This is a genomic window from Streptomyces sp. NPDC051576 (assembly GCF_040681835.1).
In the GTDB taxonomy this organism is placed as follows: domain Bacteria; phylum Actinomycetota; class Actinomycetes; order Streptomycetales; family Streptomycetaceae; genus Streptomyces.
This window is the reverse complement of record NZ_JBFAZO010000004.1, coordinates 423,374-437,094: the sequence shown is the minus strand read 5'-3', so window position 1 is coordinate 437,094 and position 13,721 is coordinate 423,374. Positions and strand designations below refer to the sequence as shown.

The window sequence follows — 13,721 nt, the reverse complement described above, 5'->3', positions numbered from 1 at the left end:
TCAGCGGCCCATGCCAGGAGGAACCATGTTCCGCAGCGAGTACGCAGACGTGCCGGTCGTCGAACTCCCCATCCACGACGCGGTGTTGGCCCGGGCCGCCGAGTTCGGGGACGAGTCGGCCCTGGTCGACGGCACGGACGGCACCACCCTCACGTACGCCCAGGTGGACCGGTTCCACCGCAGCATCGCGGCCGGGCTCGCCGAGGCGGGCGTGCGCAAGGGGGACGTCCTCGCCCTGCACAGCCCGAACACGGTCGCCTTCCCGCTGGCCTTCTACGCGGCCACGCGCGCGGGTGCCGCCGTCACGACGGTGCACCCACTCGCCACCCCGGAGGAGTTCGCCAAGCAGTTGCGGGACTCGGCGGCCCGCTGGATCGTCACCGTGTCACCGCTCCTGGAGGCAGCCCGCCGGGCGGCCGAACTCGCGGGCGGCGTCGAGGAGATATTCGTCTGCGACAGCGCGCCCGGCCATCGCTCGCTGGCCGACATGCTCGGCTCGACGGCCCCCGAGCCGGTGATCGACATCGACCCGGTGGCGGACGTGGCGGCCCTCCCGTACTCCTCGGGAACGACCGGCACTCCCAAGGGCGTCATGCTCACCCACAGCCAAATAGCCACGAACCTGGCCCAGTTGGAGCCCGCGGTCCCCACCGGCCCCGGCGAACGCATCCTCGCCGTACTGCCGTTCTTCCACATCTACGGTCTTACGGCCCTGATGAACGCCCCGTTGCGGGTGGGCGCCACGGTCGTCGTGCTCCCGCGCTTCGAGCTGGAGACCTTCCTCGCGGCCATCGAGAACCACCGCATCACCGGCCTCTATGTGGCCCCGCCGATCGTCCTGGCGCTCGCGAAACACCCCGCGGTCGCGCAGTACGACCTCTCGTCCCTGAAGTACATCATCAGCGCCGCCGCACCCCTGGACGCGAACCTCGCCGCCGCCTGCTCCCAGCGCCTGGGCCTGCCGCCCGTGGGCCAGGCGTACGGCATGACGGAACTCTCCCCGGGCACCCATGTGGTCCCCGTACATGAGATGTCCACCGCGCCCCCCGGAACCGTAGGCAAGCTCATCGCCGGCACCGAGATGCGGATAGTCTCCCTCGACGACCCGGACAAGGACCTGGGCATCGGCGAGGCCGGCGAGATCCTCATCCGCGGCCACCAGGTGATGAAGGGCTACCTGGGGCACCCCGACGCCACCGCCGCGATGATCGACCAGGACGGCTGGCTGCGCACCGGGGACGTCGGCCATGTGGACGGCGGCGGCTGGCTGTTCGTCGTCGACCGGGTCAAGGAACTCATCAAGTACAAGGGCTTCCAGGTGGCCCCCGCCGAACTGGAGGCCCTCCTGCTCACCCACCCCGGTATCGCCGACGCGGCTGTGGTGGGCGAATACAACGACGACAACAACGAGGTGCCGCACGCCTATGTGGTCCGCCAGCCGGGCTCCGGCGACCTGCCCGAGGGCGAGGTCATGATGTACGTCGCCGAACGCGTCGCCCCCTACAAGCGGGTCCGCCGGGTCACCTTCATCGACGCCGTCCCGCGAGCCGCCTCCGGGAAGATCCTGCGCCGGGAACTGCGGGGCCGGGCATGACCTTGATCGGCAGGGCACGCGCGCGTGGCATCGAGACCCTGAGCCTGGACTCACCGGACACGCGGAACGCGCTGTCGGCGTCCCTGGTGGCCGAGTTGGCGGGCGCGCTCACTGACTGCGGCAAGGACGCCGACGTACGGGCGGTGGTCCTCACCCACACCGGGAACACGTTCTGCGCGGGCGCGGACCTGCGGGACCCGCCGCCACCGGACGCCCTGGTGGCCCTCCTCCGCCGGATCGTGGAACTGCCCAAGCCGGTCGTCGCCCGGGTGACCGGCCATGTACGGGCGGGCGGCCTGGGCCTGCTCGCGACCTGCGACATGGCGGCCGCCACCACACAGTCCGCCACCTTCGCGTTCACGGAGGTACGGATCGGGGTCGCCCCGGCGGTCATCTCCCTCCCCCTCCTGCCCCGTACGGACCCCCGTGCCCTCGCCCGCTACTACCTCACCGGCGAACGCTTCGACGCGCCGGAAGCGGTCCGCACCGGCCTGCTGACGGCGGCCGGCGAGGACGTCGACGAGGTCCTCGCGCCGATCCTCGACGGGCTGCGCCGCTCCGCTCCCCAGGCCCTGGCCGAGACGAAACGGCTGCTCACGGCTAGGGTGCTGGAAACCTTCGACCGGGACGCGGCCGATCTGACCGCGCTCTCGGCACGGCTGTTCGGCTCCGCACAGGCCCGCGAGGGGATGACGGCCTTCCTCGAACGACGGGACCCGGTGTGGGTGGTGTGAACGCGGCGGCGACGACGGGCACGGTCGACCGCAGACCCAAGCAGGACCGCAGCAGGGCCACCCGGCAGCGCCTCCTGGAAGCCGCCGTGTCCTGCCTCGCCGAACACGGCTGGGCGGGCTCCACGGTCTCCGTCGTCGCCGAACGCGCCGGCGTCTCCCGAGGCGCCGCACAGCATCACTTCCCGACCCGCGAGGACCTCTTCACGGCGGCCGTCGAGTATGTGGCGGAGGAACGCTCCACGGCCCTGCGCTCCCTGTTCCCGGAGGGCGCCACCGACCGCCGCGCGGTGACCGAGGCCCTGGTCGACCTCTACACCGGCCCCCTGTTCCGCGCCGCCCTGCACCTGTGGGTGGCCGCCTCGAACGAGGACCAACTACGGCCGCAGGTCACGGAGTTGGAGGCCCGGGTGGGCCGGGAGACCCACCGTATCGCCGTGGACCTGCTGGGCGCGGACGAGTCCCGGCCGGGCGTACGGGAGACGGTCCAGGGCTTCCTGGACATGGCGCGGGGCCTGGGCCTGGCGAACCTGCTCACGGACGACCGGGCGCGGCGGGAGCGAGTGGTGGCGCAGTGGGCGGCCCTGCTGGAGGACGCCTTGGGCTGAGGCGCCCCCCTGCACGCACATGCTCAGTGGGCGATGTCCTCGTACCCCTCGACGGCCTGCGGTCCCCGCGACCCGGGCCCGATGTACCGCGCGGACGGTCGCACCAGCCGCCCCGTCCGCTTCTGCTCAAGGATGTGCGCCGACCACCCCGCAGTGCGCGCGCACGTGAACATCGACGTGAACATGTGCGCCGGCACCTCGGCGAAGTCGAGCACGATCGCCGCCCAGAACTCGACGTTGGTGGCGAGCACCCGGTCGGGCCGGCGGGCGTGCAGCTCGGCGAGCGCGGCCTTCTCCAACGCCTCCGCGATCTCGAAACGCGGTGCGCCCAACTCCCGTGCCGTGCGCCGCAGTACACGCGCGCGTGGGTCCTCGGCGCGGTACACCCGGTGCCCGAAGCCCATCAGCCGCTCGCCCTTGTCGAGCGCCTGCCTGACGTACGCCTCCGCGTCCCCGGTGCGCTCGATCTCCTCGATCATCCCGAGCACCCGGGAGGGGGCGCCGCCGTGCAGCGGCCCGGACATGGCGCCGACGGCCCCGGAGAGCGCGGCGGCGACGTCGGCGCCGGTCGAGGCGATGACGCGGGCGGTGAAGGTCGACGCGTTCATGCCGTGCTCGGCGGCGGAGGTCCAGTACGCGTCGACGGCGGCGACATGCTTGGGGTCCGGCTCGCCGCGCCAGCGGATCATGAACCGCTCGACGACCGACTGCGCCTTGTCGATCTCGCTCTGCGGCACCATCGCGTGGCCCTGCCCGCGCGCGGACTGGGCGACGTAGGAGAGGGCCATGACGGCGGCGCGGGCGAGGTCGTCGCGGGCCTGCTCCTCGTCGATGTCGAGGAGGGGCTTGAGGCCCCACACGGGCGCGAGCATGGCCAGCGCGGACTGCACGTCGACGCGGATGTCGCCGGAGTGCACCGGGATCGGGAACGGCTCGGCGGGCGGCAGTCCGGGATTGAAGGCGCCGTCGACCAGCAGCCCCCAGACATTGCCGAACGAGACGTGACCGACCAGATCCTCGATGTCGACGCCCCTGTACCGCAGGGCGCCGCCTTCCTTGTCCGGTTCGGCGATCTCCGTCTCGAACGCGACGACTCCTTCGAGGCCAGGTACGAAACCGGGGTCGAGGTCGGACATGAGGCGGCTCCTCAAGCTGTGGCTCCACGGTCGCTGTGGGGACTCGCGGGCCGAAGACAGAGACATCAGCACCATAGCGTCGAGTGCCACCCAAGGGGAGGTCTGCGGCACTGAGTGCCACCCGAGCTCGTGGTCGGATGCGGCCGTACGGCAAGATGACCGCCGTGACCGACCGCGATCCCATCGACCGTGATCCCCGCCTCGACCCCGCCGCGATGCGCAGGCAGTACCGCGCGGAGGGCCTCGACGAGAACGACCTGGCAGCCGACCCGATGACACAGTTCGGGCGCTGGTTCGAGGAGGCGGTGGTCCAGGACCTGGTCTACGAGCCCAACGCCATGGTCGTCTCCACCGCCGACGCCGAGGGGCGCCCCAGCTCCCGCACGGTCCTCCTCAAGGACTACGACGGCCAGGGCTTCGTCTTCTACACGAACTACGACTCCCGCAAAGCCCGCGAACTCGCCGCCAACCCGTACGTCTCCCTGCTCTTCCCCTGGCACCCGATGGCCCGCCAGGTCCTGGTCAACGGCACCGCCCGCCGCACCGGCCGCGACGAGACCGCCGCGTACTTCCGCACCCGCCCGCACGGTTCCCAGCTCGGCGCGTGGGCCAGCGCCCAGTCCTCGGTGATCCGCTCCCGGACCGAACTGGAGTCGTCGTACGAGGAGTTGACCGCCCGCTACCCCGAGGGCGAGCAGGTCCCGGTCCCACCCCACTGGGGCGGCTTCCGCATCGCCCCCCAGACGGTCGAGTTCTGGCAGGGCCGCGAGAACCGCCTCCACGACCGGCTGCGCTACGTCGCGGAGCGGGACGGGAGCTGGCGGGTGGAGCGGCTCGGTCCCTGAAGACACGTGACGTCATGGCGGCCGGGAAGCAGGGGAGAGGGTTGTGCGGTTTCAGGTACGCGGGCGGGGCGCCCGCCGGTGGATCACCTTCGGGACGATCGCGTTCGGGGGGCTGTTCCTGGTCATCGGGCTGATCCTGGCGGGGGTGTCGGTCTCGTTCGTGACCGGCGCGGAGCGCGCACGGGGCACGGTGGTGTCCCTGGAGTGGCGGACCGACCAGAGCACCGGCACATCGCGCAGGAGCCGGGTGAACAACCAGCCCATGGCGTACCCGGTGGTCGAGTTCACGCCGGCGCACGGCACGCGGCGGACGTTCCGGGACTCGGCGGGTTCCAATCCACCCGCGTATACGGCGGGTGAGCGGGTCGAGGTGCTCTACCAGGCGGATTCCCCCGAGGACGCGCGGATCAACGGGTTCGTCTCCCTGTGGCTGCTGCCGCTGATCTTCTCGGGGATCGGGTTGACGATCGCCGGCATCGGGACGGGCGTCGCATGGGCGACCCGGCGACGTTCCTAGGCTCCGCGAGATGTCCCGAAACGCAGGCGACCCGCGAGCTCAGGTCCCTCGCCTCGCGGCGGGGGAGCCGGCCGGACGTACCGGCGAGCTCGCGGGTCGGGTGACTGCGTTGGGTTAGGCCGGTTGCGTGCGTCGCGCGCACGCCGGTCCGGCGCCGAACCGAGTACGACGGCGGGCCACTAGCCCGCAGCCACCTCTTCCGTCCGGTATCCATACATCTGCCGAACCACCTCCTTTCCGAAGTACTCGCCACCTTAGGAACCCCCTGCCGACGGATCAACCTCTTTTTCCGAGACATGGACTTGCTGGACGCGAAGGTGGGTGTCGTACAACGATTCCTTCAATCTTGCCGGAACTCGATGTGTGCTGCGTCACGTTCGAGTTGAATGAGGGGGAGTGAGTGAACCGGAGCGTCGTGTCCGCGGACGCAGCCTGCAGGGGGTCCAGGTGAGTGCTTCCCGGCGTAGTGGGACCACCGATGAGTTGGGTCCCGACGAGCCCGAGCGGGACGGTGGGCCCGAAGGGGTCGGCGGGTCCGATCTGCTCGCCGCGTTGCTGGACGGGATGGACGCGGCGCTGTGCGCCTTCGACGCGGACGGGGTGCTGACCCACTGGAACCGCGAGGCGGAGCGCATCCTGGGCTGGACCGCCGCCGAGGCCGTGGGACGGCAGGGGCTCGCCGGGTGGGCCGTACGGAGTGCGGACGCCGAGGAGGTCGAGGGGCGGCTGATGTCCGCCATGCAGGCCCCTGGGCGGCAGGTCAACGAGTTCGCGCTGCTGACCAAGGACGGGGGGCGGGTGCTCGTCAGGACGCAGTCCGCCGCCGTGCGCGGGCCCGACGGGAAGCCCGCCGGGGTCTACTGCGCCTTCAGTGAAGTGCATGCGCAGATCGACCTGGAGCGGTCCATCGCGCTGAGCGAGGCGCTCTTCGAGGACGCCTCCTGGGGCGTCGTCCTCGTCGACGCCGATCTACGGCCCGCCGTCGTCAACAGCCATGCCGCGCGGGCGCTCGGCACCGGGCGGACCTCCGTGCTCGGGCGGCCCCTCGGCGAGCTGCTCGCGCAGGGCGTCGAGGAACTGGAGGCCGCGCTCACGCATGTGCTCGCCGAGGGCGCGCCACCGGCACCCGCGGAGATCTGGGTGAGCGTACGGACGCCCGAGGGCAATCTGCGGCGCTGCTGGCGGAGCGGCTTTCTGCGGCTGGCCTCGCCGCTCACCGAGGAACCCGTGCCGCTCGGCGTCGGCTGGCTATTCCAGGACGTCACCGAGGCCAAGCAGATCGAGCAGGAGGCCTCGCTGCTGCGCTTCCGGGCCCAGCAACTGCACCGCGCCGCCCGCGCCGCCGCCGAGTGCGAGGACCCGCGCGACGCGGCGACCGTCCACCTCGACTTCGCCCTCGCCGGCTTCGCCGACCACGCGCTGGTCGACCGGGTCGTGGGCGGTTCGCTGGCGGACGCGGACGGGATGCGGACCGAGGCCGTACGACTGGTCCGGGTCGCCGCCACCCCCACCGGCGCGCCGGGACCGAGCCTGCTCGCCGGCGCGGCCGGACTGCCCCTGCGCTACGGCGAGGGGCACCCCGCCCTGCAGAGCGTCGAACGCGTCGGCTCCGTGCGGGCCAGCATCGGCACCGCCCCGCCCGAACAGGCCCGCGAGTGGGCCCGCGCCCGCCAGTGGCCCACGGACGCCGTCCACGCGCTGTGCGCGGTGCTGCGCAGCCGGGGCCGGACGCTGGGCGTCGTGACGTTCCTGCGCGGAGCGGGGCGCAGCCAGTTCGAACGGCCCGACTCGATCTACGCCGAGGACGTGGCCGTACGGATCGCGGCGGCCCTGGACCTCGCCGGCGAGGCGGGGGAGCAGTAGCGGCTCAGCGCTGGTAGAAGATCCGGTCTCGGTACTCCTCGAACACCCGGCGGTTCCACTCATGGCCGCCGTCCACGTTCCCGGAGCGCAGCAGCGGCGGCTCGATCCCGCGCTCGGCCAGGGTCGCCGCCGCCGTCGCCATCACCGCCTGGAGGAGGGCCGAGGTGACGACCGTGGAGGCGGGCGCGAAGGGGGCCGGGATGGTGTCGAGGGTGAGTTCCGCGTCGCCGATCGCGATCTTCGAGTCGAGGACGACGTCGCAGTGGTCCTTGAGGTAGGTCCCGGAGGAGTGCCGTGACGTCGTCTCCGAGGCGTACGCCACCGACGTCACGCCGATGACCCGGACACCGAGTTCGCGGGCCTTCATGGCCATCTCCACGGGCAGCGCGTTGCGGCCCGACAGGGAGATGATCACCAGGGCGTCGCCGGAGCGCAGCGGTGACGTCTCCAGGACCACACCGGCGAGGCCGTCGACGCGCTCCAGGGCGGAGCCCAGGGTGGCCGGCATGACGTCGACGCCGACGACTCCGGGGACGGTGAGCAGGTTCATCAGGGCGAGCCCGCCCGCGCGGTAGACGATGTCCTGCGCCGCGAGGGAGGAGTGCCCGGCCCCGAAGGCGAAGAGCCGCCCGCCGCCGGTCACCGTGTCCGCGAGGAGCGTGCCGGCCGCCCGGACGGTGTCGGCCTCTTCGTCGCGGACCCGCTGGAGCAGGGTGATCGCGGCGTCGAAGAACTGGCCGGCAGGCGTACGGTCACTCATGCGGGAGCCCCCTCGGTGAGTTTGTGTCGCGGATCACCGTGCGGTCTGGACCAAGGGGATGTCAATACGGCGACCAGGGTGATCCGGCCCGCCGCGGAGCATCGTCGCGGGGGCGCCGAAGAAGGCCGTAACCGGCCGGTTTCAACGGCGCGGCACGGTTGTCAGTGCTATGCGTCAGAATTGAGTCCAGGGCCAGCGCACGCGCCGCGGAGCCGCCGAGCTTCGGGCAGAGGTAATCGAGGGGCACGTATGTCCGGACTGATCGACACCACGGAGATGTATCTCCGCACCATCCTTGAGCTCGAGGAGGAAGGTGTGGTCCCCATGCGCGCCCGCATCGCCGAGCGGCTCGACCAGAGCGGGCCGACGGTGAGCCAGACCGTGGCGCGCATGGAGCGCGACGGCCTGGTGGCCGTGGCCAGCGACCGCCACCTGGAGCTGACGGACGAGGGCCGCCGCCTCGCCACCCGGGTGATGCGCAAGCACCGGCTCGCCGAGTGCCTGCTCGTCGACGTGATCGGCCTGGAGTGGGAGCAGGTGCACGCCGAGGCCTGTCGCTGGGAGCACGTGATGAGCGAGGCCGTGGAGCGCCGCGTGCTGGAGTTGCTGCGCCACCCCACCGAGTCGCCGTACGGCAATCCGATCCCCGGGCTCGAGGAGCTGGGCGAGAAGGACGGGGCCGACCCGTTCCTCGACGAGGGCATGGTGTCGCTGGCCGACCTCGACCCCGGAGTCGACGGCAAGACGGTCGTGGTGCGCCGCATCGGCGAGCCCATCCAGACGGACGCGCAGCTCATGTACACGCTGCGCCGGGCGGGCGTGCAGCCCGGCTCGGTGGTGAGCGTGACGGAGTCCGCGGGCGGGGTGCTGGTGGGCAGCGGCGGTGAGGCGGCCGAGCTGGAGTCGGAGATCGCCTCGCATGTGTTCGTCGCCAAGCGCTGATCACCGGACCGGTCAAGATTCAGTGTGCTGAATCGCAGCGCTCGGACGGTTCGCGTGCCAGGCTGTCGCGTGAGGCATATGACCGTGAGGGGGCGGGAGGATGTGCCGCAGACGTGGAGAGGGCCCCGGCGCCGTGCGGCGCCGGGGCCTGTCCTCCCCTGTCCTGACCCGGAGCCCCGAGCTCTCAAGGTCAGTCCCCGCGGACCCGTTTCCCCGAGCGGTCCGCCTCCCGCTGAAGGTCTCCCCTCGGCGGCGGCGATCATTCCCCCGGCCGGGTCACTCGAACGAGGGGTGTTGCGGCCGGAGCCAGTATTTTCGAATCTGTATTCGATATCCTGTGGGTGATGAAACACGCGGGGTGTGAGCTGTAGGAAGAGACGAAGCAAGCGAAGGTCCGTGCGGAACTAGGGGGGTGCCAGGACCAATGGCGCGGCGCATCGACGTGACCGGAGCAGGCGGCGTACGCCTGGCCGCATGGGAGTTCGCGGACCCGCCGAAATCGGGGGAGATCGAGCGGGCACCCGGCGTGCTCTTACTGCACGGCCTGATGGGCCGTGCCTCGCACTGGGCGTCCACCGCCCGCTGGCTCTCCGAGCGGCACCGGGCCGTCGCGCTCGACCAGCGCGGCCACGGCCAGAGCGACAAGCCGCCCCGGGCGGCGTTCACCCGGGAGGCCTACGTCCAGGACGCGGAGGCCGCACTGGAGCAGTTGGGCCTCGCCCCGGTCGTCCTCGTCGGACACGCGATGGGCGCGCTGACCGCGTGGCAGCTCGCCGCGAAGCGGCCCGATCTGGTGCGGGGGCTGATCATCTGCGACATGCGGGCGTCCGCGCTGGGGGCGGCCTCGCAGCGGGAGTGGTCCGACTGGTTCAAGTCCTGGCCCGTCCCCTTCGCCACGCTGGCCGACGTACGGAAGTGGTTCGGCGAGGACGATCCCTGGGTGGAGCGGCCCCATCCGTCCCGCGGGGAGTTCTACGCCGAGGTCATGCACGAGTCTCCCGACGGCTGGCGGCCGGTGTTCGAGCCGGAGCAGATGCTGAAGTCGCGGGAGACGTGGGTGTACGACGCGCACTGGGAGGAGTTGGCGCAGGTGCGGTGTCCTGCGCTGGTGGTGCGGGGGCTGGACGGGGAGTTGGGGCGGGCCGAGGCGCAGGAGATGGTTCGGGTGTTGCCTCGGGGGGAGTACGCGGAGGTGGCTGATGCGGGCCATCTTGTTTTCTATGACCAGCCTGAGGCTTGGCGGGCGGCTGTTGAGCCGTTTCTTGATGGGGTGCTCGTGTGAGAGCGGGCAGGGGGGGTTGGGGCTGGGGTTCGTTGGCAGGTGCGGGTCCGCTGTCGCTGGGTGCGCCCACGCGGCGGAGCCGCACATGGACACAGCCCCGCGCCCCTAAAACACCAGTCCCACGTGCCGAAAAGTCCCGTCAGCCCTTGCTCACCGCCGCCAGGATTTCCGGAAGGCGTTTCGCCGTCCCCGGAGCCGCCAGGCGCAGGCCCGAGTACGTGATCGCCGCGCCGTAACCCGCTCCCGCCGGCAGCAGCACCCAGCTCCACCGGTCGCCGTTCGCGCTCACGTTCGCCCAGATCGTCAGGGTGATCACGGGGGCGCAGAGGAGGGCCGCCGAGATCATGCCGCCGAAGATGGCGATCCAGGCGAGGCCGGCCTGGCCGGGGGCGACGTTCTTGTGGCCGCCCTGGGGGATGGAGTAGGGGAAGCGGGCCGAGGTCCAGGCGCCGGTGGCGAGCATCGCGCCGAGGAGGGCGAAGGAGAGGCCGAGGACCTCCGGGAGCCGGGGCCAGTCGCCGAGCATCGCGGTCGTCAGGACGGTCACGAGTGCCGCGTACGGCAGGGTGATCAGCAGCAACGCGAGGGCGCGGGCGCGGAGTTCGACGTAGGCGTCCCGCGGGGTGGAGATCGTCATCGCGACCATCCAGAACGCGGAGGTGTCCTGGCCGAACTGGTTGTACATCTGGATGCCGAGCATTCCGGCGGCGAAGCACGCGAAGTAGACCGAGCCGGTGCCCTGGAGCGCGTTGAGCACGGGCACGATCAGGCCGATCGCCAGTGAAGTCACCCACGCGGCCTTGGTCTTGGGGTCGCGCCAGACGTAGCGCAGGCTGCGTTCCATGACCGTGCCGGTGCGGCCGGACGGCAGGAGTCGGGTCAGGCCGCCGGCCGACGCCCTGTCCCTCGCGGCCGGTTCGGCGGACTGGAGGGTGGAGCCGTCGGGCGCGGTCATCAACCGGGTCAGGCTGCGCGACCAGAGGATCAGGAGGGCGGCCAAGGCGCAGGCGGACAGGGCGAGTTGGGCGACCGCCATGCCGTAGGAACCCCTGCTCACCGAGTCCACCGCGCCGACCGCCGACGCGGGCGGCACCCAGCGCAACACCTCGGCCACCGGGTCGAGTTGGGCCAGTCCGGACGAACCCAGGCGCTGGGCACCGAAGTTGACCAACTGCACCCCGACCGCGATCACCAGCCCGCTCAGCACCGCCAGGTCCCGCCCCTTCCTGCTGGTCAGCAGACGGATGTTGGCGGCGGCGACGGCCCGCGCGAGGGCCACGCAGACCAGCAGCCCGAGGACGAGGGCGAGGACGGCCGTGACGTAGGCGGCGGCGCCGTGCGCGACCGCGATCACCGAACCGAGCAGCAGCACCACGGTGAACAGCGGGCCGATGCCGACCAGCGAGGCCGCCAGCAGCGCCCGTACCAGAGGCCGGGGCCGCAGCGGCAGCATCACCAGGCGGGTGGGGTCGAGGGTCTCGTCGCCGGACGGGAAGAACAGCGGCATCACCGCCCAGCCCAGGCCCAGCACCGCCGCCAGGAGGACGACCCCGGAGACCGCGTGCTCCTCGCCGCGCAGCGCGATCAGTCCGAGCAGCGTGAGCGCCGCGAAGAGCAGCGCCACGACCGCCGACGCGACATACGCGGCCCGTCGGCCGCCGGACTGCCGTAGACCATTGCGCAGCAGCGACAGCTTCAGGCGTACGACGACGGGGGTGATCGAGGCGGTCGTCGTGGGGGCGCTCATCGGGCGCCGCCGCCCAGCCAGTCGAGGTCCAAGCCGTGGTCGCGGGCGCCCGCGCCGACGAGTTCGAGGAACGCCTGCTGGAGGGTGGGCGCCTCGCCGCGCACCTCGGCGAGGGTGCCCTGGGCGCGGATGCGGCCGGCGGCCATCACGGCCACCCAGTCGCACAGCGACTCGACGAGTTCCATGACGTGGGAGGAGAAGACGACGGTGGCTCCGGAGGCGGTGTAGCGCTCCAGGACGCCCCGGATGGTCTGCGCGGAGACCGGGTCGACGCCCTCGAAAGGCTCGTCCAGGAAGAGCACTTCGGGATTGTGGAGGAGAGCGGCGGCGAGCCCGATCTTCTTGCGCATACCGGTCGAGTAGTCGACGACGAGCTTGTGCTGGGCGCCGGCCAGGTCGAGCACGTCCAGGAGCTGGGTGGCCCGCTTGTCGACCTCGGCGCCGGGCAGTCCGCGCAACCGCCCGGAGTAGCCGAGGAGTTCACGCCCGGAGAGCCGTTCGAACAGCCGCAGTCCTTCCGGCAGCACCCCGATCCGTGCCTTCACGGCCACCGGATCGCTCCACACGTCATGCCCGACGACCTCGACGGTCCCCTGATCGGGCCGCAGCAGCCCGGTCACCATGGAGAGCGTGGTGGTCTTCCCGGCTCCGTTCGGCCCGACCAGCCCGATGAACTTCCCCGCGGGCAGCTCCAGATCGATCCCGGCGACAGCGACCTGCTGCCCGAACCGCTTCCAGAGCCCGTGTACGCGAACGGCGGCTGACGTCATACCAGCACCCTACGGTCAGGTGCCCGACCCCCGCCGGACTACCGGTCCCGCCCGCACGCGTAGGCGAGCGGCGAGATCAGCTCCTCCGCGTCCGGCAGCCAGCGGTTGGCCGGGGTCGGCCGGCAGGCCCACTGCACGGCGCCCCGGGACCCGAACCGGGTGGGCGGCGCGGCCACATACGCACCCTCGCCCAGTACGACGAGATCGAGGGAGTCGGGCGCCCAGCCGATCCTGCGCACCAGGTCCGGCACCTTCACCGAGGCCCCGGGAAGGACGAAGAACTCCATCCGGCGGTCCGGCGTCAAGGTGACGGGACCCAGCGTCAACTCCATGCGCTCCATCCGGGCCAGCGCCAGGAACCCCGCGGTCTCCGCGACGGAGATCGCGTCGAAGGTGCGCCCCGTGGGCAGCAGGATCGACGCGGCCGGCTGCTTCTGCCACATCCGCCGGGCGACCGTCGCACTGCCCGTCGCCTGGGTCGCCCAGTCCTCACGCGCCGGATGTGCGCCGGGTGCGGCGCACGCGCGGTCCTCGCACGAGCAGTGCTGCACCCCGTCGACGGCTTCCAGCCAGGTGCCGGGGAAGACGTCCCAGTGGCGCTCCTCGGCGTAGCGTACGGCTGTCTCCAGCAGCGATTCCCCGCGCTGCTTCGGAATCTGAGCGGCTTCGGTGCCCGCGATCGTCTCTTCCACGCCCAACACAACTCCCGCACCCACCTCGGGTTACGGCCGTAGCGCGCGCGGGGGAGGAGCATCGATTCCGCAACTGGGGCGCATGGAGGCATGTGCGGGGGCGCGCGGGAGGATCGACGGCGGGAGCTGGGTAGCCACGTGAGGGGCGGGCACCAGCTTTTACCCCGGCATTCCTCGCATGCTTCGCATTTTCGCCATGTTCGCTGGGCATTGATCTTCACGGCCGGATCTTTT

Annotated in this window: 13 protein-coding genes; 8 read left to right on the top strand and 5 right to left on the bottom strand. The window is 71.6% G+C overall.

The genetic code is table 11. The annotated features are described in order from the left end of the window. Positions 1–25: 25 nt before the first annotated feature. From AB0M63_RS15660 to AB0M63_RS15650, 3 genes are read left to right on the top strand one after another with little or no spacing between them, the layout of a single operon-like run. The gene (locus AB0M63_RS15660; protein WP_366019733.1) at positions 26–1,594 is read left to right on the top strand and encodes a 4-coumarate--CoA ligase family protein; all 1,569 of its coding nucleotides are present in this window, start codon (positions 26–28) and stop codon (positions 1,592–1,594) included. After that, complete coding sequence (locus AB0M63_RS15655) at positions 1,591–2,328, top strand: enoyl-CoA hydratase family protein (RefSeq protein ID WP_366019732.1); 738 nt, start codon at positions 1,591–1,593, stop codon at positions 2,326–2,328. The genes AB0M63_RS15660 and AB0M63_RS15655 overlap by 4 nt, the downstream gene beginning before the upstream one ends. Then, positions 2,316–2,933 (top strand): TetR/AcrR family transcriptional regulator, encoded by a 618-nt coding sequence (locus AB0M63_RS15650; RefSeq protein ID WP_355905759.1) that lies wholly within the window; start codon positions 2,316–2,318, stop codon positions 2,931–2,933. The genes AB0M63_RS15655 and AB0M63_RS15650 overlap by 13 nt, the downstream gene beginning before the upstream one ends. Before the next feature lie 23 nt (positions 2,934–2,956). On the opposite strand, the gene AB0M63_RS15645 is transcribed toward AB0M63_RS15650, so the two are convergent. Next, positions 2,957–4,069: a citrate synthase 2 gene (locus AB0M63_RS15645; RefSeq protein WP_355905756.1), complete on the bottom strand. Its 1,113-nt coding sequence runs from the start codon at positions 4,067–4,069 to the stop codon at positions 2,957–2,959. Positions 4,070–4,224: 155 nt separating this feature from the next. On the opposite strand from AB0M63_RS15645, the gene pdxH reads away from it, so the two are divergent. The 3 genes from pdxH to AB0M63_RS15630 all read left to right on the top strand — a co-directional run bounded on the left by pdxH (position 4,225) and on the right by AB0M63_RS15630 (position 7,294). Then, positions 4,225–4,914, top strand: a complete 690-nt coding sequence (pdxH, locus tag AB0M63_RS15640) for a pyridoxamine 5'-phosphate oxidase (RefSeq protein WP_355905752.1) — start codon at positions 4,225–4,227, stop codon at positions 4,912–4,914. A gap of 43 nt (positions 4,915–4,957) precedes the next feature. After that, complete coding sequence (locus AB0M63_RS15635) at positions 4,958–5,431, top strand: DUF3592 domain-containing protein (RefSeq protein WP_366019731.1); 474 nt, start codon at positions 4,958–4,960, stop codon at positions 5,429–5,431. A gap of 447 nt (positions 5,432–5,878) precedes the next feature. Beyond that, on the top strand, positions 5,879–7,294 hold the full coding sequence (locus tag AB0M63_RS15630) for a PAS domain-containing protein (RefSeq protein ID WP_366019729.1): 1,416 nt from the start codon (positions 5,879–5,881) through the stop codon (positions 7,292–7,294). Between the two features lie 4 nt (positions 7,295–7,298). Here AB0M63_RS15630 and AB0M63_RS15625 read toward each other — a convergent pair whose 3' ends face one another. Next, a complete protein-coding gene (locus tag AB0M63_RS15625) occupies positions 7,299–8,054 on the bottom strand; it encodes an SIS domain-containing protein (RefSeq protein ID WP_355905743.1) in 756 nt (251 codons plus the stop codon). Between the two features lie 249 nt (positions 8,055–8,303). Here AB0M63_RS15625 and AB0M63_RS15620 point away from each other — a divergent pair, with 249 nt between their 5' ends. Both AB0M63_RS15620 and AB0M63_RS15615 read left to right on the top strand, forming a co-directional pair. Further along, on the top strand, positions 8,304–8,996 hold the full coding sequence (locus tag AB0M63_RS15620; RefSeq protein WP_019057324.1) for a metal-dependent transcriptional regulator: 693 nt from the start codon (positions 8,304–8,306) through the stop codon (positions 8,994–8,996). A gap of 424 nt (positions 8,997–9,420) precedes the next feature. Next, complete coding sequence (locus tag AB0M63_RS15615) at positions 9,421–10,278, top strand: alpha/beta hydrolase (RefSeq protein WP_366019728.1); 858 nt, start codon at positions 9,421–9,423, stop codon at positions 10,276–10,278. A 139-nt stretch (positions 10,279–10,417) separates the two neighbouring features. Here AB0M63_RS15615 and AB0M63_RS15610 read toward each other — a convergent pair whose 3' ends face one another. Genes AB0M63_RS15610 through AB0M63_RS15600 form a run of 3 tightly spaced genes read right to left on the bottom strand, consistent with a single transcriptional unit; the run spans position 10,418 to position 13,496 of the window. Beyond that, the gene (locus AB0M63_RS15610; protein ID WP_366019727.1) at positions 10,418–12,025 is read right to left on the bottom strand and encodes a transporter; all 1,608 of its coding nucleotides are present in this window, start codon (positions 12,023–12,025) and stop codon (positions 10,418–10,420) included. Beyond that, entirely contained in the window at positions 12,022–12,795 is a 774-nt protein-coding gene (locus tag AB0M63_RS15605; RefSeq protein ID WP_355905732.1) for an ABC transporter ATP-binding protein, read from the bottom strand. The genes AB0M63_RS15610 and AB0M63_RS15605 overlap by 4 nt, the downstream gene beginning before the upstream one ends. Positions 12,796–12,833: 38 nt before the next feature. Further along, positions 12,834–13,496: a bifunctional DNA primase/polymerase gene (locus AB0M63_RS15600; RefSeq protein ID WP_355905729.1), complete on the bottom strand. Its 663-nt coding sequence runs from the start codon at positions 13,494–13,496 to the stop codon at positions 12,834–12,836. Between the last annotated feature and the right edge of the window lie 225 nt (positions 13,497–13,721).

Coding starts and splice junctions, on each gene's coding strand:
- AB0M63_RS15660 (WP_366019733.1), top strand. CDS start 26: ATGTTCCGCAGCGAGTACGCAGACGTGCCGGTCGTCGAACTCCCCATC.
- AB0M63_RS15655 (WP_366019732.1), top strand. CDS start 1,591: ATGACCTTGATCGGCAGGGCACGCGCGCGTGGCATCGAGACCCTGAGC.
- AB0M63_RS15645 (WP_355905756.1), bottom strand. CDS start 4,069: ATGTCCGACCTCGACCCCGGTTTCGTACCTGGCCTCGAAGGAGTCGTC.
- pdxH (WP_355905752.1), top strand. CDS start 4,225: ATGACCGCCGTGACCGACCGCGATCCCATCGACCGTGATCCCCGCCTC.
- AB0M63_RS15625 (WP_355905743.1), bottom strand. CDS start 8,054: ATGAGTGACCGTACGCCTGCCGGCCAGTTCTTCGACGCCGCGATCACC.
- AB0M63_RS15620 (WP_019057324.1), top strand. CDS start 8,304: ATGTCCGGACTGATCGACACCACGGAGATGTATCTCCGCACCATCCTT.
- AB0M63_RS15615 (WP_366019728.1), top strand. CDS start 9,421: ATGGCGCGGCGCATCGACGTGACCGGAGCAGGCGGCGTACGCCTGGCC.
- AB0M63_RS15610 (WP_366019727.1), bottom strand. CDS start 12,025: ATGAGCGCCCCCACGACGACCGCCTCGATCACCCCCGTCGTCGTACGC.
- AB0M63_RS15605 (WP_355905732.1), bottom strand. CDS start 12,795: ATGACGTCAGCCGCCGTTCGCGTACACGGGCTCTGGAAGCGGTTCGGG.